This window comes from Pseudomonas sp. GW821-FHT09A09 (assembly GCF_059418405.1).
In genome coordinates this window covers 73,145-85,588 of the sequence record NZ_JBWKPU010000001.1, presented here as the reverse complement: position 1 = coordinate 85,588, position 12,444 = coordinate 73,145, and the positions used below count along the sequence as shown (strand labels likewise).

The following is a 12,444-nucleotide window of genomic DNA, read 5'->3' as shown; positions in this document are numbered from 1 at the left end:
AATAATTAAATTACGCACACATTGCACGCCCGGAAACATTAGAAAACAAGAGCAAATTTTACAACAGGATTATTTTACAACGAGACACTTATATACATCTATACACCAAAAAAAAGGCCGCACCCTGCCAAGGAGACGGCCAAAAACGTGTCGAGGCTTTTGCTATCAACGCGCGGTAATCACCGACAGCTTGGTAATGCCCGCGCGTTCGATCGACGCCATGGCTCGCGCCACTTCGCCGTAGTTCACTCCATCGTCAGCCTGCAGTTGCACCCGCACATCGGGGTCCTTGGCCTTGGCCGCCTGCAGGTTGAATTCCAGCAGGTCCGGCTGGATTTCGTCCTTGTTGATAAACAGTTTGCCGGCGCCGTCGATGCTCACCACCAGCGGGTCTTTCTGCTCCACCGGGGCCACGGCCTGGGTCTTGGGCAGGTTGATCGGAATCGCGTTGGTCAACAGCGGCGCGGTGACGATAAACACCACCAGCAGCACCAGCATCACGTCCACCAGGGGCGTCACGTTGATCTCGCTCAGTACCTCATCGCTGTCTTGCGTGGAGAAGGCCATCTCAGGACGCCTCCTTCACTTTTTGCGGGTTGCCGGCCGCCGCTTTGTTCAGGGTTGGGTGCAGCAGCACACGGAAGGAGTTCTTCTGCGCCAGGCTGTAGAAGTCGTGGGCAAAGTCATCCAGGTCGGCGGCGGTCAACTTGAGGCGGCGCAGGAAGTAGTTGTAAACCAGCACCGCAGGCACCGCGACGGCGATACCCACACCCGTTGCCACCAGTGCGGCACCAATCGGGCCGGCCACGGTTTCGAGGCTGGCGGAACCGGCGGCGCTGATCCCTTTCAACGCTTCCATGATGCCCCACACGGTGCCGAACAGGCCGATGAACGGCGAGGTGCTGCCGATACTGGCGACCACGGCCAGGCCGGTTTCCAGGGAGCGGCGTTCACGCACGATCTGCTGGCGCAGGGCGCGTTCGAGGCGGTCCTGGTGGTTGATGGCCTGGCTCAAATCGGCGGCGTGTGGCGCATCGCCCACCTGGATCGCGGCATAACCGGCCTGGGCGACACGGGCCGCCGCACCGGGCTGGGTTTCGGCCAGTTCGGCGGCAGAGTCGAGACTCGACGCCGCCCAGAACTGTTTATGGAACTTGCGATCCTGCGCCTTGAGGCGGCCGAACTGCACGCCCTTGAGCAGGGCCAGGCCCCAGGTGGCAACCGAAAAGACCACCAGCAGCCAGATCACCGCGCTTTCGATGGATTCAAGTGGAGATGCTAATGCCATGATGTTTTCCCTCTGTGCAGGTCGCGGCGTGTCCAACACACCGCAGCCGAATAGTTAGTGAATCTTGAAATCGATCGGTACGCTGACCCAGCCGTCCTGTGCCACGTCGCCCTGCTTGGCCGGCACGAAACTCCAGCGCTTCACGGCGGCCAATGCGGCGTCGTCGAGTTGCTGGCGACCGCTGCTCTTCTGGACCTGGATCTCACCCGGCTTGCCGCTGGCCAACACATGCACCCTGAGCAACACCGTGCCTTCCCAGCCCCGGCGCTGGGCCAGCGAGGGGTATTCGGGCGCCGGGTTCTTCAAGTACGCGGCGTTGGCCGAAGCCGGTGTCACGGGTGCCGGTGACGGCGGTGCGGCCGGCGCAGGGGGAGCCGGTGGCGCGGGTGTCGGTGGTGCAGGTGGCTGCTCAACCGGTTTAGGCGCGGGCTTGGGCTCAGGTTTTGGCACTGGCTTGGGCTTGGGTTTTGGAATCGGTTTGGGTGGCGCCGGCTTGGCGGCCAATTCATCCACCACCGGTGGCGGTGGCTCTACCACAGGCGGCGGCGGGGGTGGCGGAACCGGCGGTGGCGGCTCGACCACAGGTGGCGCCGGTTGGGAAAACTCGATGGTCATCGGCGGAATTTCCGGCGGCACAATCGGCAACACCGGGGTCGGCTTCTGGCTCACCCAATAGATCACCGCGCCGTGCAAGGCCAGCACCAGCAAGCCCAGCAACAGGCCTTCGCGGCGGCTCGAAAAGCGTTTCGGGGCTTGCTGCAAACGCTGTTGCCCCAACGGCGCACGGTGCGGCCGGCCAAGGTCAACCAACTCACCACCTGGTGCCTGGCGCCACTGCGCCTCTTGTGCACTGGCGGCGGTCTGGACATTGCCCATTGATTCACTCCCTACGGTTTTGAAACAAAAAAACCGACAGGCCTGCATGGGAGGCCGTCGAGGGCTGAATCATCGGGGCCAGACGCTTATCTCTTAAAGTAATCTTTAAAGTTATACATAGATCTAAAATGAATAAATGAAACATCCCGAAACGCCAAAGCCTTGTGCTGCGCGGCCTGGCGCGCAGGCCGCGTTTTTCGATGCTTTTGAGGCATAAAAAATATTCGGCAAAGGCATGGCTCAGGCAGGGCTGTTTGCGCACAAATCGAGCAATTGGCGCTGCAAGGTCTGCCCCGCCGGGCCTAAACCACTGCGGGCATACAGGGCCAGTCGCACGCCCTGCACGGCGGGCAGACCACTGCCTGGTCCCAGCACCACGTGCCCTGTCTGCACGACGCGTTTGGGCAACAGGCTGATGCCCAACCCCGCCGCCACGGCCGAGCACACGCTGGCCAGGCTGGCGCTGGAATAGCCAATACGCCAACGCCAGCCGCCGACTTCCAAGTGCTGCAGCATTTCGTTGCGGTACAGGCCACCCACCGGAAACGCCACCAAGGGCAGCGGGTCACGCCCCAGGGATGGCGTGCTGCGGCTGTCGACCCAACACAAAGGCTCCGGCCAGGAAGCCAGGCAGTCATCGCTGTCACCCATCTGTTTGACCAGCAGCACATCAAACTCACCGCTGCGGTATTGACGCTGCAGTTCCGGGCCGAGGCCGCTGGTGACTTCCAGGCGAACACGGGGGTACGCCACCACAAACGCCGACAGCAACGGCATCAGGCGTTCAGCCGCAAAGTCTTCCGGCACGCCCAGGCGCAACACGCCGTCGCTTTGCTGGTTGATCAAGACGTCGGCGGCCTCTTCATGCAGCGCGAGGATGCGCCGCGCGTAGGCCAGCAAGCGCTCACCTTCGGCAGTGGCGACTACCCGGCGCTGGTCGCGGTCGAGCAGTTGGCACGCCACGGCGTCCTCCAGGCGACGGATCTGCTGGCTGACGGTGGACTGGGTCACATGCAGGCGCTCGGCGGCGCGGGTGAAATTGCCGCAGTCCACCACGGCGACAAAGCTGCGCAGCAACACGGGGTCGAACATGAGCGTCACCATTCTCTTTGCCACTGGTTGGCATGGTTATATTTAATTTCAGAATACCAAGGCCGCTGCCCATACTTCACCCTCCATTCCTCCCCGAGGTAGCGCCATGAGCGACGACCATCCGCACCTGCAACGCGCCATCGCCCTGGCCCGGGCCAATGTGAGTCAAGGCGGCCGGCCGTTTGGCGCGGTCCTGACGCACAACGGCGCGGTGCTGGTGGAAGCGGTGAACGAGATCCACCTGACCCGGGACCCCACCGCCCACGCCGAGCTGCTGGCGATCCGTGCAGCCAGCCGCCAACTCGGTGCGCGCCTGGAAGGCTGCGTGATCTACGCCAGCGGCCAGCCCTGCCCGATGTGCCTGAGCGCCATGTACCTGTGCGGCGTGGAACGGGTGGTGTTTGCGGCCAGCAACGCGATGGCCGAGCCCTTCGGCTTGTCGACGGCGGCGATTGGGCAACAGGTCGGCTTGCCCCTGGGCGAACAACGCTTGCCGATCCAGCACCTGCCCGACGCGGCCATGACCACCCTGTACCAGCAATGGAAAACCCTGCATGACCCTCAATAAATCCCTCGCCGGCTGGGGGCTGCTGGTGGTGCTGGGCCTGAACCTGCGGCCGATCCTCAGCTCCATCAGCCCGCTGCTGGGCGAGATCCGCCAGGCCACTGGCCTGAGCTTCCAGAGCAGTGCCCTGCTCACCAGCTTGCCCGTGGTGTGCATGGGCCTGGTGGCCTTGATCGGCGTACGGGTGGAAGCACGGCTGGGCGAGCGACGCGGCATCGCCCTGGGCTTGATGATGATTCTGCTGGCGTGCCTGGCGCGCTGGCTGATGGGCCAGGCCTCGGCACTGCTGGTCACGGCCTTGCTCGGTGGTGCCGGGGTGGCGCTGATCCAGGCGTTGGTGCCGGCGATGATCAAGCGCGAATTCCATCACCGCGTACCGGTGGCAATGGGCGTGTATTCGGCCTCGCTAATGGCCGGTGGCGGGCTGGCCGCGTTGCTCAGCCCGGTGGTGGCCACGCACTTCCAGCAGTGGCAGGCGGGGCTCGGGATCTGGCTGTTGCCGGCGCTGGCCGCCTTGTTGCTGTGGGCATTTGTGCCGCTGGGAGCGCCCAGAAGCGCGCTGGTGATTCCCGCCTTCAAAGGCCTGCGCAACCGCCGTGCCTGGTTGCTGGCGCTGTATTTCGGCCTGGTGAACTGCGGCTACATGAGCATGGTGGCGTGGCTGCCGGCGTACTACCAGCAACTGGGCTGGGGCGTGTTGCCGAGCGGTTCGCTGCTGGCATTCATGACCATTTTCCAGGTGATCGCAGCCTTGCTGATGCCGGTGCTGGCCCAACGCGGGATCGACCGTCGGCCCTTGCTCGGCGTCAGCCTGCTGGCGCAGACCGTGGGTTACCTCGGCTTGCTGATGGCGCCGCAGCAGTTTCCCCACCTGTGGGTCGCGCTGATCGGCTTTGGCCTGGGCGCGTGTTTCGCCCTGAGCCTGCTGCTGACCCTCGACCACCACCGCGACCCGCGCCAAGCCGGGCAACTGGCGGCCTTCGTGCAGGGCGTGGGCTTCTTGATCAATGCAATTTCGCCCTGGTTGACCGGCTGGCTGCGTGAGCTGACTGGCACCTTTGTCAGCGCCTGGGTAGTACTCACGGTAACCGTGGTGGCGATGCTGGTGGTGACGCGGGTCTTCAGCCCGGCCACCTACCGCACGGTGCCTGCTCTATAGATATGCATTTAAGATCTAGATAAAACAAACGTGCTTCATTGACGGAATAAGCAAGCCCCTTAAAATCCCGGTTCCCCTCTTGGACGCCGGGCGCCCCATGGATCTTCGTCAGCTGCGCTACTTCATCGCGCTCAACGAGCACCGCAGTTTTGTGCGCGCCGCCGACGCCATGGGCATCACACAGCCGGCGTTCAGCCGCAGCATCCAGGGTTTGGAACAGGAGTTCGGCTGCGTGCTGGTGGACCGCGCCCACAAGGACCTGCGCCCCACACCCGAAGGCCAGGTGGTGCTGCAACATGCCCTGAGCCTGGTCCAGGGCGCCGCGCTGCTCAGTCATGAAGTCACGCGCATGACCAAGCTCGACGCCGGTGAAGTACGCCTGGGCAGCGACGCTGTGGCGGCCGTGAACCTGGTGCCCCAGGCCATGGCGCGGTTTATCACCACCTACCCCAAGGTACGCACCGCATTGCAGGTGGATAACTGGGAAAAGCTCGGGCGCAGCCTGAGCCGCGAGGAGATCGAATTCTTTATCGCCGATGTGCGCCACTTCGAGGCTGACCCCAACTTCCAGATCCAGGCCCTGACGCCCCGGCGCAGCGTGTTTTTCTGCCGGGCCGGGCACCCGTTATTGGCCAAGGACAGCCTGTCCACCAACGACCTGTTTGGTTTCCCACTGGCTACGCCGTTGATTGCACCGGGTATTCGCAAACTGCTCGCTAACCTCAGCGGACGCATCGATTTTGCGCCCGCTATCGAGCTTGAACAGTTCTCGGCGCTGGCCACCATCGTGCGCCAGTCCGACGCCATTGGCCTGGGCGCCGAAGAGGCGTTCGTCGATGAATTGGCCAGCGGCGCACTGAAGGTGCTGCACTGGCGCAACCTGCCTCACAACCTCGACAGTCTGAGCAACCGTTGCGGCGTGATCAGCCGCGCTGGGGTGCGTTTGTCGCCTGCGGCGAAGGCGCTGATCGAAACCCTGCTGGCGGTGGAAAGCCAAGCCGATTGGCCCGGGCAAACGTCCCGAAATCATTGAAGCGCACGCCCATCTCGGCCATGACTTTGTGCGCCACCCTGGCGGTCATCTGACGGATGTAGAACGGCTCCTTCACCACGAAATGATGAATGCCATGGGTGCTGCCGAAGTTGAAGCAGAACGCCTGCAACGGCCACATCCACCAGGGGTTGAGCACCTGGGTCTGCTGGATCACATTGCCCAGCTCCACGTCGCCGTAGTAGTGCATGTTGGAGCTGACAAAGTGCAGGCAGAAGGTGCGCAGCACGTTGGGGCCGATGATCACGACGGCGGCGATATCGATCACCTGCATCACGTGCAGCGTGGTGGCTGACCAGTCGATGGGCGTGCCCAGCAGGCTGGCGACGCCATTCGCCGCGTGAAAACCGAGGAACACGTACCACGCGCCCCAATGCAGCAGCGCCAGCGGTGCGTACACCAGCAGCGAGCGTTTGAGGATGCTGAGTTTGTGCTTCCAGCTCTTGGCTCGCAGGATGCGGATAAACGCTGACATCACGTTATCACCCACCATCAGTAACCGCGCAAAACCCCAGGGTTCACCGTTGGTGATGGCGCGCTCTTCCATGTCGGTTTCAGTGCCGGAAACCTTGTGGTGGTTGAGGTGCAGATGCCGGCGCACCCACGGGTTGATCGTGCTCGGCCGCGCCAGCCACACCAGGCCCATCATCAGGTTGTGCGGCAGGCGCTGCTTGCGAAAGTACATGCTGTGGATCAGGTCGTGTTCCAGCTCGTGGGTCAGTGAGGCGAGGAACGCATTGAGCAGCAGGCACACCCACCAGGCCATGTGGCCCGTGATATAGAGCGCCGCAGAGCCGACCATGCCCACCAACGCAAACACCAGGATGCCCGCGCCCAGCGCGTCCTGATGCAGCAGCCAGGGGTGTTGTTGGCGCAGGCGCATGCCTTCGGCCAGCACCACGTCACGGATATGCGCCGAACGCTGTTGCGCGTTCATCTGCTGGGGACTTGCAGAAGTACCGTCCATGCTTCCATCCTCTTGCTTATTGATGCGCCCATCCTGCCCCAAGCGATCTCGCAGGACGCTAGCCCCGGACGCCAACCTGTTGACCGCAAGCGCCAATCGCCATGACCGAACCCACCTCACTCGCCAGCTGGACCCGCGCCCTGCGCAAGCAGCTCGATGCCTTGGGCCTCGACAGTGCCGCGCTGTGCACGCAGGCCGGGCTCGACCCGCAGCACATGGACGACCCGAATGCGCGCTACCCGCTGTCGGCCACCACACGCTTGTGGGCGCTGGCCGTGCAGGCCAGCGGGGACCCGGCAATCGGCTTGCGCGTGTCGCGGTTTGTCAGCCCCACCACCTTTCATGCGCTGGGCTATGCGCTGGTGGCCAGCGGCAGCCTGCGCGAGGTGTTCGAGCGCATCGTGCGCTATCACCAGGTGGTCAGCGATGCCCTGGCCCTGGAGCTTAGTCGAGACGGCGAGCGTTACCGTTTCCGCCTGCTGCAGCCTGAGGGCAGCCCGGCGCCGGCGTTCGAGGCCATCGATGCGTTTGCGGCGATTTACGTGCGCACGTGTCGCAACCGGCTGGGCCGTGAGTACGCACCGCTGGCGGTGTACCTGCGCCGGCCTGAACCGGCCGATCCCCAGCCGTGGCACACGGTGTTTCGCGCTCCGGTGTTTTTTGCCGCCGAGGAAGACCGCCTGGAGTTCGCCGCCCACGACTTCGACAGCCACCTGGACGATGCCAACCCGGAGCTGGCCGAGCACAACGAGACCGTGCTCAAGCGCACCCTCGCCCAACTGCAACCGCTGACCTGGGAGCGCAAGGTGCGCCGGGTGATCGAAGCGCAGCTGCCCGATGGCGAGCCGAGTGCCGAACGCGTCGCCCAGGCGCTGCACCTGAGTTTGCGCAGCCTGCAGCGGCATCTGGCGGACGAGGGGTGCAGGTTTGATGCGTTGCTCAATGAGTGCCGGGAGAACCTCGCGTTGCTGCATTTGCGCGACCCGCAGTGTTCATTGGCAGAGATCAGTCACTTATTGGGGTTTGCCGATACCAGCAGTTTCAACCGCGCGTTCAAGCGTTGGACGGGGCTGACGCCGGGGCAGTTTCGGGATGGGTTGCGGTAGCGGGCTCTGTAGTGTTTTTGAGGGCCTCATCGCAGGCAAGCCAGCTCCCACAGGGGTACGCATTCCAATTGTGGGAGCAAGCGGGCTTGCCCGCGATGGGGTCCCCTCAGGTATGTGCAACCTCCCGCAGCCGCTGCACATCCAGCACTTCAATTTCGCCATAGCCCAAACGCACCACGCCCTGGGCCTGCAGGTCCTTGAGCAACGCATTGGTGGTCTGGCGCGACAGGCTCAACATCGCCGCCAAGTCTTCCTGGGGCAGTTGCAGCACGCGCCTGGAGTGTTCGATGTCGCCATAACCTTCAACGATCATCAACAAGCGGTGGGCCAGGCGCACCGGGGCCGGCATCAGGCTGAGCTGTTCCAGGCCGATAAAACTCAGACGCAGTTTCTGGCTCATCAACAGCGCCAGGTTGCGCCAGTAGTGCGGGGCGTCATCAAGGATATTCAACAACGCCTGCTGCGGCACCTGCAACAAAGTGCACGACCCGACGGCGCAGGCGTCGTGGGTGCGTGGCAAGCCGTCGAACAGGCAGATTTCGCCGAACCAGTAAGGCGGTTCCACCAGGCTCAATATCGCTTCCTTGCCCTGCTCGTTCACCGCGCTGATGCGCAAGGTGCCTTCGAGCACGGCATACAAACCACACGGCGGATCGCCGCGCTTGAACAGGGTCTGCCCCGCCACCAGCGAGCGCAGCCGGGCCTGGGCCAGCAGGCTATGCTGAAAAGATGACGGCAGGTGGCTGAACCAATGACCGATGGCCAGCCGCGCGTGCCATTGCTCTGCGTCCATGAGAACTCCGAAGATTGTCGCCCAGCTGACAGTCAGGCAAAGGCTGACAGGGCATGATCCAGCATCCTACAGGAGGAACAACAATGAAAAGCCTCGTCGACCACCTCAGTCAATATGCTGCCTACCACCGTGACCCACGCAATATCGCCAGCCACTTTATCGGCATTCCGCTGATCGTCGTCGCAGTGGCGGTGCTGTTATCCCGCCCCGAATGGACCGTAGGCGGGCTCTGGCTCTCACCCGCCGTTCTGCTCGCGCTGTTTTCCGCGTGGTTTTACCTGCGCCTGGAATTGGCCTTGGGCGTGCTGATGACGGTGCTGATGGGCTTGTCGGTGTGGGCCGGGCACGTGCTGGCCGCGCAGAGCACACTGGTGTGGCTGAGCAGCGGTATCGGGATGTTTGTGGTGGGCTGGGTGATCCAGTTTGTCGGGCACTACTACGAAGGGCGCAAGCCAGCGTTCGTCGACGATGTGTCGGGGCTGATCGTCGGGCCGCTGTTTGTGGTGGCGGAGTTGGCGTTTCTGGTGGGGTTGCGGGGTGACCTCAAGCAGCAGATCGAAGAGCGATCGGGGCCTGTAACCCGCCGCGATCTGGAGCCAAGAAAGGTCTGAATGTGGGAGCTGGCTTGCCTGCGATGGAATCACCTCGGTGTGTCAGTCACACCGCAGTGATGCTATCGCAGGCAAGCCAGCTCCCACATAAGCCCGGTTCCCACAGGGGGGATGGGTGGGATTAAGCTTTTTGCCAGACCTTGGGCTTGAAGAACAGGGTCTCGCCACGCGCCAAACCGGTGAGGCTGTCGTGGTCCTTCACCACTTCGGCTTCGATCAGTTCGCTCTGGCCTTCCACTTTCAAGGTCACGCGGGTGGTCGCGCCCAATGGGCGGATGTCACGCACTTCGGCCGCGTGGTGGTCTTCCAGCTCGTGACGCGACAACGACACTTCATGCGGGCGGAACAGCACGTGCTGGTCTTCACCCAAGTGCAGGCGGTTGGAGTCGCCGAGGAAGTGATAGACGAAATCGCTGGCCGGGTTTTCGTAGACTTCGCCCGGTGAGCCGATCTGTTCGATCACGCCCTTGTTCATCACCACAATGCGGTCGGCGACTTCCATGGCCTCTTCCTGGTCGTGGGTCACGAACACCGAGGTCAGGTTGATGTCTTCGTGCAGGCGCGCCAGCCAGCGGCGCAGTTCTTTACGCACCTTGGCATCCAAGGCGCCGAAGGGCTCGTCCAGCAGCAGCACTTTCGGTTCAACCGCCAGGGCGCGGGCCAGGGCGATACGCTGACGCTGGCCGCCAGAGAGTTGTTCCGGATAGCGATCCGACAGCCAGTCGAGCTGCACCATGTTCAGCAGTTCGTGCACTTTGCTGGCGATCTGGCTTTCGGTCGGGCGCTGGTTCTTCGGCTTCATGCGCAGGCCGAAGGCGACGTTATCGAACACGGTCATGTGGCGGAACAACGCATAGTGCTGGAACACAAACCCGACGTTGCGATCACGCACATCGTGGCCGGAGACGTCTTCACCGTGGAACACGATGTTGCCGTCATCTGGCGTTTCCAGGCCTGCGATGATGCGCAGCAAGGTGGTCTTGCCGCAGCCGGACGGGCCCAGCAAAGCCACCAGCTCGCCACTCTGGATGTCCAGATTGATGCTGTTCAGGGCCTTGAAGGCGTTGAAGTTCTTGCTGACATTACGGACTTCGATCGACATGACTTATTCCTCACCGGCGCTTTTGCGCAGGCGGTTGATACGGTTCTCGCTCCACTGCTTGAGCAGCAGGATGAAGAGCGCCAGGATCAGCAGCAGGCTGGCCACCGCAAACGCGGCAACGTGGTTGTATTCGTTATAGAGAATCTCGACGTGCAGCGGCAGGGTGTTGGTGACGCCACGGATATGGCCGGACACCACCGACACCGCGCCGAACTCGCCCATGGCCCGTGCGGTACACAGCACCACGCCGTAGATCAGGCCCCACTTGATGTTCGGCACGGTCACGTGCCAGAACATCTGCCAGCCGTTGGCGCCCAGCAGCCGCGCGGCTTCTTCTTCCTGGGTGCCCTGCTCTTGCATCAGCGGGATCAGTTCACGAGCCACGAACGGCACAGTGACGAAGATGGTCGCCAACACGATGCCGGGCAAGGCGAACACGATCTGGATGTCGTGGTCGGCCAGCCAAGGGCCAAAGAAGCCCTGGGCGCCGAACATCAATACGTAGACCAGGCCCGCGATTACCGGCGACACCGAGAACGGCAGGTCGATGAGCGTGACCAGGATGCTTTTGCCACGGAACGAGTACTTGCTCACGCACCAGGCGGCGCTGACGCCGAACACCACGTTGAGCGGTACCGAGATCACCACGGCGATCACCGTGAGTTTCAGTGCCGACAGCGCGTCGGGTTCCAGGATCGCGGTGAAGAATGCGCCGAGGCCGTTCTTCAAGCCTTGGGTCACCACGATCAGCAATGGCAACAGCAGGAACAACGCGAACACCAGCCAGCCAAGGCTGATCAGGATACGTCGCGACGCAGCACTGCCACGGCGGGCAGCGTTGGCCGAGGACGCAGCGGAAATAGACGATTGGGACATGTTCCGCGCCTCCTTATGGACGTTCGATGCGCCGCTGCAACAAGTTGATCAGCAGCAGCAGGACAAAGGAAACCACCAGCATCAGCACACCGATGGAGGTGGCGCCGCGGTAGTCGTACTGGTCGAGCTTGACCATGATCAGCAACGGCAGGATCTCGGTCTTCATCGGCATGTTGCCGGCGATGAAGATCACCGAGCCGTACTCACCCACGCCACGGGCAAACGCCAGGGCGAAGCCGGTGAGCCAAGCAGGCAGCAGCGCGGGCACGAGGATGTAGCGGAACACCTGCAACGGCTTGGCGCCCAGGCAGGCGGCGGCCTCTTCGACTTCCCGGGGGATGTCGGCGAGTACCGGCTGCACCGTGCGCACCACGAACGGCAGGGTGACGAAGGTCAGCGCCAGGGTGATACCCAATGGGGTGTAGGCGATCTTGAAGCCGAGGTCGGCGGCGAACTGGCCGACCAGGCCGTTAGGCGTGTACAGCGCGGTCAGCGCGATACCGGCCACGGCGGTGGGCAGGGCGAACGGCAGGTCGATCATCGCGTCGATGATCTTGCGGCCAGGGAAGGTGTAGCGCACCAGCACCCAGGCCAGCAGTGTGCCGATCACGCCGTTGATCAGCGCCGCGTACAGCGCGGTGCTGAAGCTCAGTTGCAACGCCGCCAGCACGCGCGGTGCGGAGATGATGTTCCAGAACTGATCCCAGGTGAGTTGAGCGGCGTGTACAAACATCGCCGCAAGGGGGATGAGTACGATCAGGCTGAGGTACACCACGGTGTAGCCCAGCGTCAGCCCGAAGCCGGGTATGACGGGGGAGATACGACGCGACATAAGAGTCCTTGAGTAAGGGGACAAACATACAAAACCCGCAAATGAATGCGGGCTCTAACTGTAGGAGCCGGCTTGCCGGCGATGGGGCCTTGAGGCTTGCAGTGTTCTCTCTGGCCTCATCGCTGG

At 63.0% G+C, this 12,444-nt stretch carries 14 protein-coding genes; 5 read left to right on the top strand and 9 right to left on the bottom strand.

The features are described 5' to 3' along the window. Positions 1-165: 165 nt before the first annotated feature. The 4 genes from AC07OV_RS00325 to AC07OV_RS00310 all read right to left on the bottom strand — a co-directional run bounded on the left by AC07OV_RS00325 (position 166) and on the right by AC07OV_RS00310 (position 3,256). Positions 166-567 carry an ExbD/TolR family protein gene (locus AC07OV_RS00325; RefSeq protein WP_060755558.1) on the bottom strand — a complete coding sequence of 134 codons (402 nt, stop codon included), beginning with the start codon at positions 565-567 and terminating at the stop codon, positions 166-168. Between the two features lies 1 nt (position 568). Then, positions 569-1,291, bottom strand: coding sequence for a MotA/TolQ/ExbB proton channel family protein (locus AC07OV_RS00320; RefSeq protein ID WP_135291170.1), 723 nt, complete (start codon positions 1,289-1,291; stop codon positions 569-571). Between the two features lie 51 nt (positions 1,292-1,342). After that, a complete protein-coding gene (locus AC07OV_RS00315) occupies positions 1,343-2,164 on the bottom strand; it encodes an energy transducer TonB (protein ID WP_495091218.1) in 822 nt (273 codons plus the stop codon). Positions 2,165-2,404: 240 nt separating this feature from the next. Beyond that, entirely contained in the window at positions 2,405-3,256 is an 852-nt protein-coding gene (locus AC07OV_RS00310; protein WP_494996068.1) for a LysR family transcriptional regulator, read from the bottom strand. A gap of 106 nt (positions 3,257-3,362) precedes the next feature. Between AC07OV_RS00310 and AC07OV_RS00305 the strand changes: the two genes are divergently transcribed. From AC07OV_RS00305 to AC07OV_RS00295, 3 genes are all read left to right on the top strand, one after another. Beyond that, positions 3,363-3,824 (top strand): nucleoside deaminase, encoded by a 462-nt coding sequence (locus AC07OV_RS00305; RefSeq protein ID WP_176997391.1) that lies wholly within the window; start codon positions 3,363-3,365, stop codon positions 3,822-3,824. After that, entirely contained in the window at positions 3,811-4,980 is a 1,170-nt protein-coding gene (locus tag AC07OV_RS00300) for a CynX/NimT family MFS transporter (protein ID WP_176997392.1), read from the top strand. The genes AC07OV_RS00305 and AC07OV_RS00300 overlap by 14 nt, the downstream gene beginning before the upstream one ends. A gap of 97 nt (positions 4,981-5,077) precedes the next feature. Continuing rightward, the gene (locus AC07OV_RS00295; protein WP_176997393.1) at positions 5,078-6,013 is read left to right on the top strand and encodes a LysR family transcriptional regulator; all 936 of its coding nucleotides are present in this window, start codon (positions 5,078-5,080) and stop codon (positions 6,011-6,013) included. On the opposite strand, the gene AC07OV_RS00290 is transcribed toward AC07OV_RS00295, so the two are convergent. Further along, positions 5,904-6,998, bottom strand: coding sequence for a fatty acid desaturase (locus tag AC07OV_RS00290; protein WP_494996065.1), 1,095 nt, complete (start codon positions 6,996-6,998; stop codon positions 5,904-5,906). The genes AC07OV_RS00295 and AC07OV_RS00290 overlap by 110 nt on opposite strands. Positions 6,999-7,099: 101 nt before the next feature. On the opposite strand from AC07OV_RS00290, the gene AC07OV_RS00285 reads away from it, so the two are divergent. Then, on the top strand, positions 7,100-8,104 hold the full coding sequence (locus tag AC07OV_RS00285; protein ID WP_495091217.1) for an AraC family transcriptional regulator: 1,005 nt from the start codon (positions 7,100-7,102) through the stop codon (positions 8,102-8,104). 106 nt (positions 8,105-8,210) lie between these two features. Here AC07OV_RS00285 and AC07OV_RS00280 read toward each other — a convergent pair whose 3' ends face one another. Next, positions 8,211-8,897: a Crp/Fnr family transcriptional regulator gene (locus AC07OV_RS00280; protein ID WP_495091216.1), complete on the bottom strand. Its 687-nt coding sequence runs from the start codon at positions 8,895-8,897 to the stop codon at positions 8,211-8,213. 83 nt (positions 8,898-8,980) lie between these two features. Between AC07OV_RS00280 and AC07OV_RS00275 the strand changes: the two genes are divergently transcribed. Beyond that, a complete protein-coding gene (locus tag AC07OV_RS00275; RefSeq protein ID WP_176997397.1) occupies positions 8,981-9,508 on the top strand; it encodes an Mpo1 family 2-hydroxy fatty acid dioxygenase in 528 nt (175 codons plus the stop codon). A gap of 121 nt (positions 9,509-9,629) precedes the next feature. Here the strand turns inward: AC07OV_RS00275 and AC07OV_RS00270 are convergent, their stop codons facing one another. Genes AC07OV_RS00270 through cysT form a run of 3 tightly spaced genes read right to left on the bottom strand, consistent with a single transcriptional unit; the run spans position 9,630 to position 12,318 of the window. Beyond that, positions 9,630-10,610, bottom strand: a complete 981-nt coding sequence (locus AC07OV_RS00270) for a sulfate/molybdate ABC transporter ATP-binding protein (protein WP_176997398.1) — start codon at positions 10,608-10,610, stop codon at positions 9,630-9,632. A 3-nt stretch (positions 10,611-10,613) separates the two neighbouring features. Further along, on the bottom strand, positions 10,614-11,486 hold the full coding sequence (gene cysW, locus AC07OV_RS00265) for a sulfate ABC transporter permease subunit CysW (RefSeq protein ID WP_176997399.1): 873 nt from the start codon (positions 11,484-11,486) through the stop codon (positions 10,614-10,616). Positions 11,487-11,499: 13 nt separating this feature from the next. Next, positions 11,500-12,318: a sulfate ABC transporter permease subunit CysT gene (gene cysT, locus AC07OV_RS00260; protein ID WP_012721625.1), complete on the bottom strand. Its 819-nt coding sequence runs from the start codon at positions 12,316-12,318 to the stop codon at positions 11,500-11,502. Positions 12,319-12,444: the final 126 nt, after the last annotated feature.

Coding starts and splice junctions, on each gene's coding strand:
- AC07OV_RS00325 (WP_060755558.1), bottom strand. CDS start 567: ATGGCCTTCTCCACGCAAGACAGCGATGAGGTACTGAGCGAGATCAAC.
- AC07OV_RS00315 (WP_495091218.1), bottom strand. CDS start 2,164: ATGGGCAATGTCCAGACCGCCGCCAGTGCACAAGAGGCGCAGTGGCGC.
- AC07OV_RS00310 (WP_494996068.1), bottom strand. CDS start 3,256: ATGTTCGACCCCGTGTTGCTGCGCAGCTTTGTCGCCGTGGTGGACTGC.
- AC07OV_RS00305 (WP_176997391.1), top strand. CDS start 3,363: ATGAGCGACGACCATCCGCACCTGCAACGCGCCATCGCCCTGGCCCGG.
- AC07OV_RS00300 (WP_176997392.1), top strand. CDS start 3,811: ATGACCCTCAATAAATCCCTCGCCGGCTGGGGGCTGCTGGTGGTGCTG.
- AC07OV_RS00295 (WP_176997393.1), top strand. CDS start 5,078: ATGGATCTTCGTCAGCTGCGCTACTTCATCGCGCTCAACGAGCACCGC.
- AC07OV_RS00290 (WP_494996065.1), bottom strand. CDS start 6,998: ATGGACGGTACTTCTGCAAGTCCCCAGCAGATGAACGCGCAACAGCGT.
- AC07OV_RS00285 (WP_495091217.1), top strand. CDS start 7,100: ATGACCGAACCCACCTCACTCGCCAGCTGGACCCGCGCCCTGCGCAAG.
- AC07OV_RS00280 (WP_495091216.1), bottom strand. CDS start 8,897: ATGGACGCAGAGCAATGGCACGCGCGGCTGGCCATCGGTCATTGGTTC.
- AC07OV_RS00275 (WP_176997397.1), top strand. CDS start 8,981: ATGAAAAGCCTCGTCGACCACCTCAGTCAATATGCTGCCTACCACCGT.
- AC07OV_RS00270 (WP_176997398.1), bottom strand. CDS start 10,610: ATGTCGATCGAAGTCCGTAATGTCAGCAAGAACTTCAACGCCTTCAAG.
- cysW (WP_176997399.1), bottom strand. CDS start 11,486: ATGTCCCAATCGTCTATTTCCGCTGCGTCCTCGGCCAACGCTGCCCGC.
- cysT (WP_012721625.1), bottom strand. CDS start 12,318: ATGTCGCGTCGTATCTCCCCCGTCATACCCGGCTTCGGGCTGACGCTG.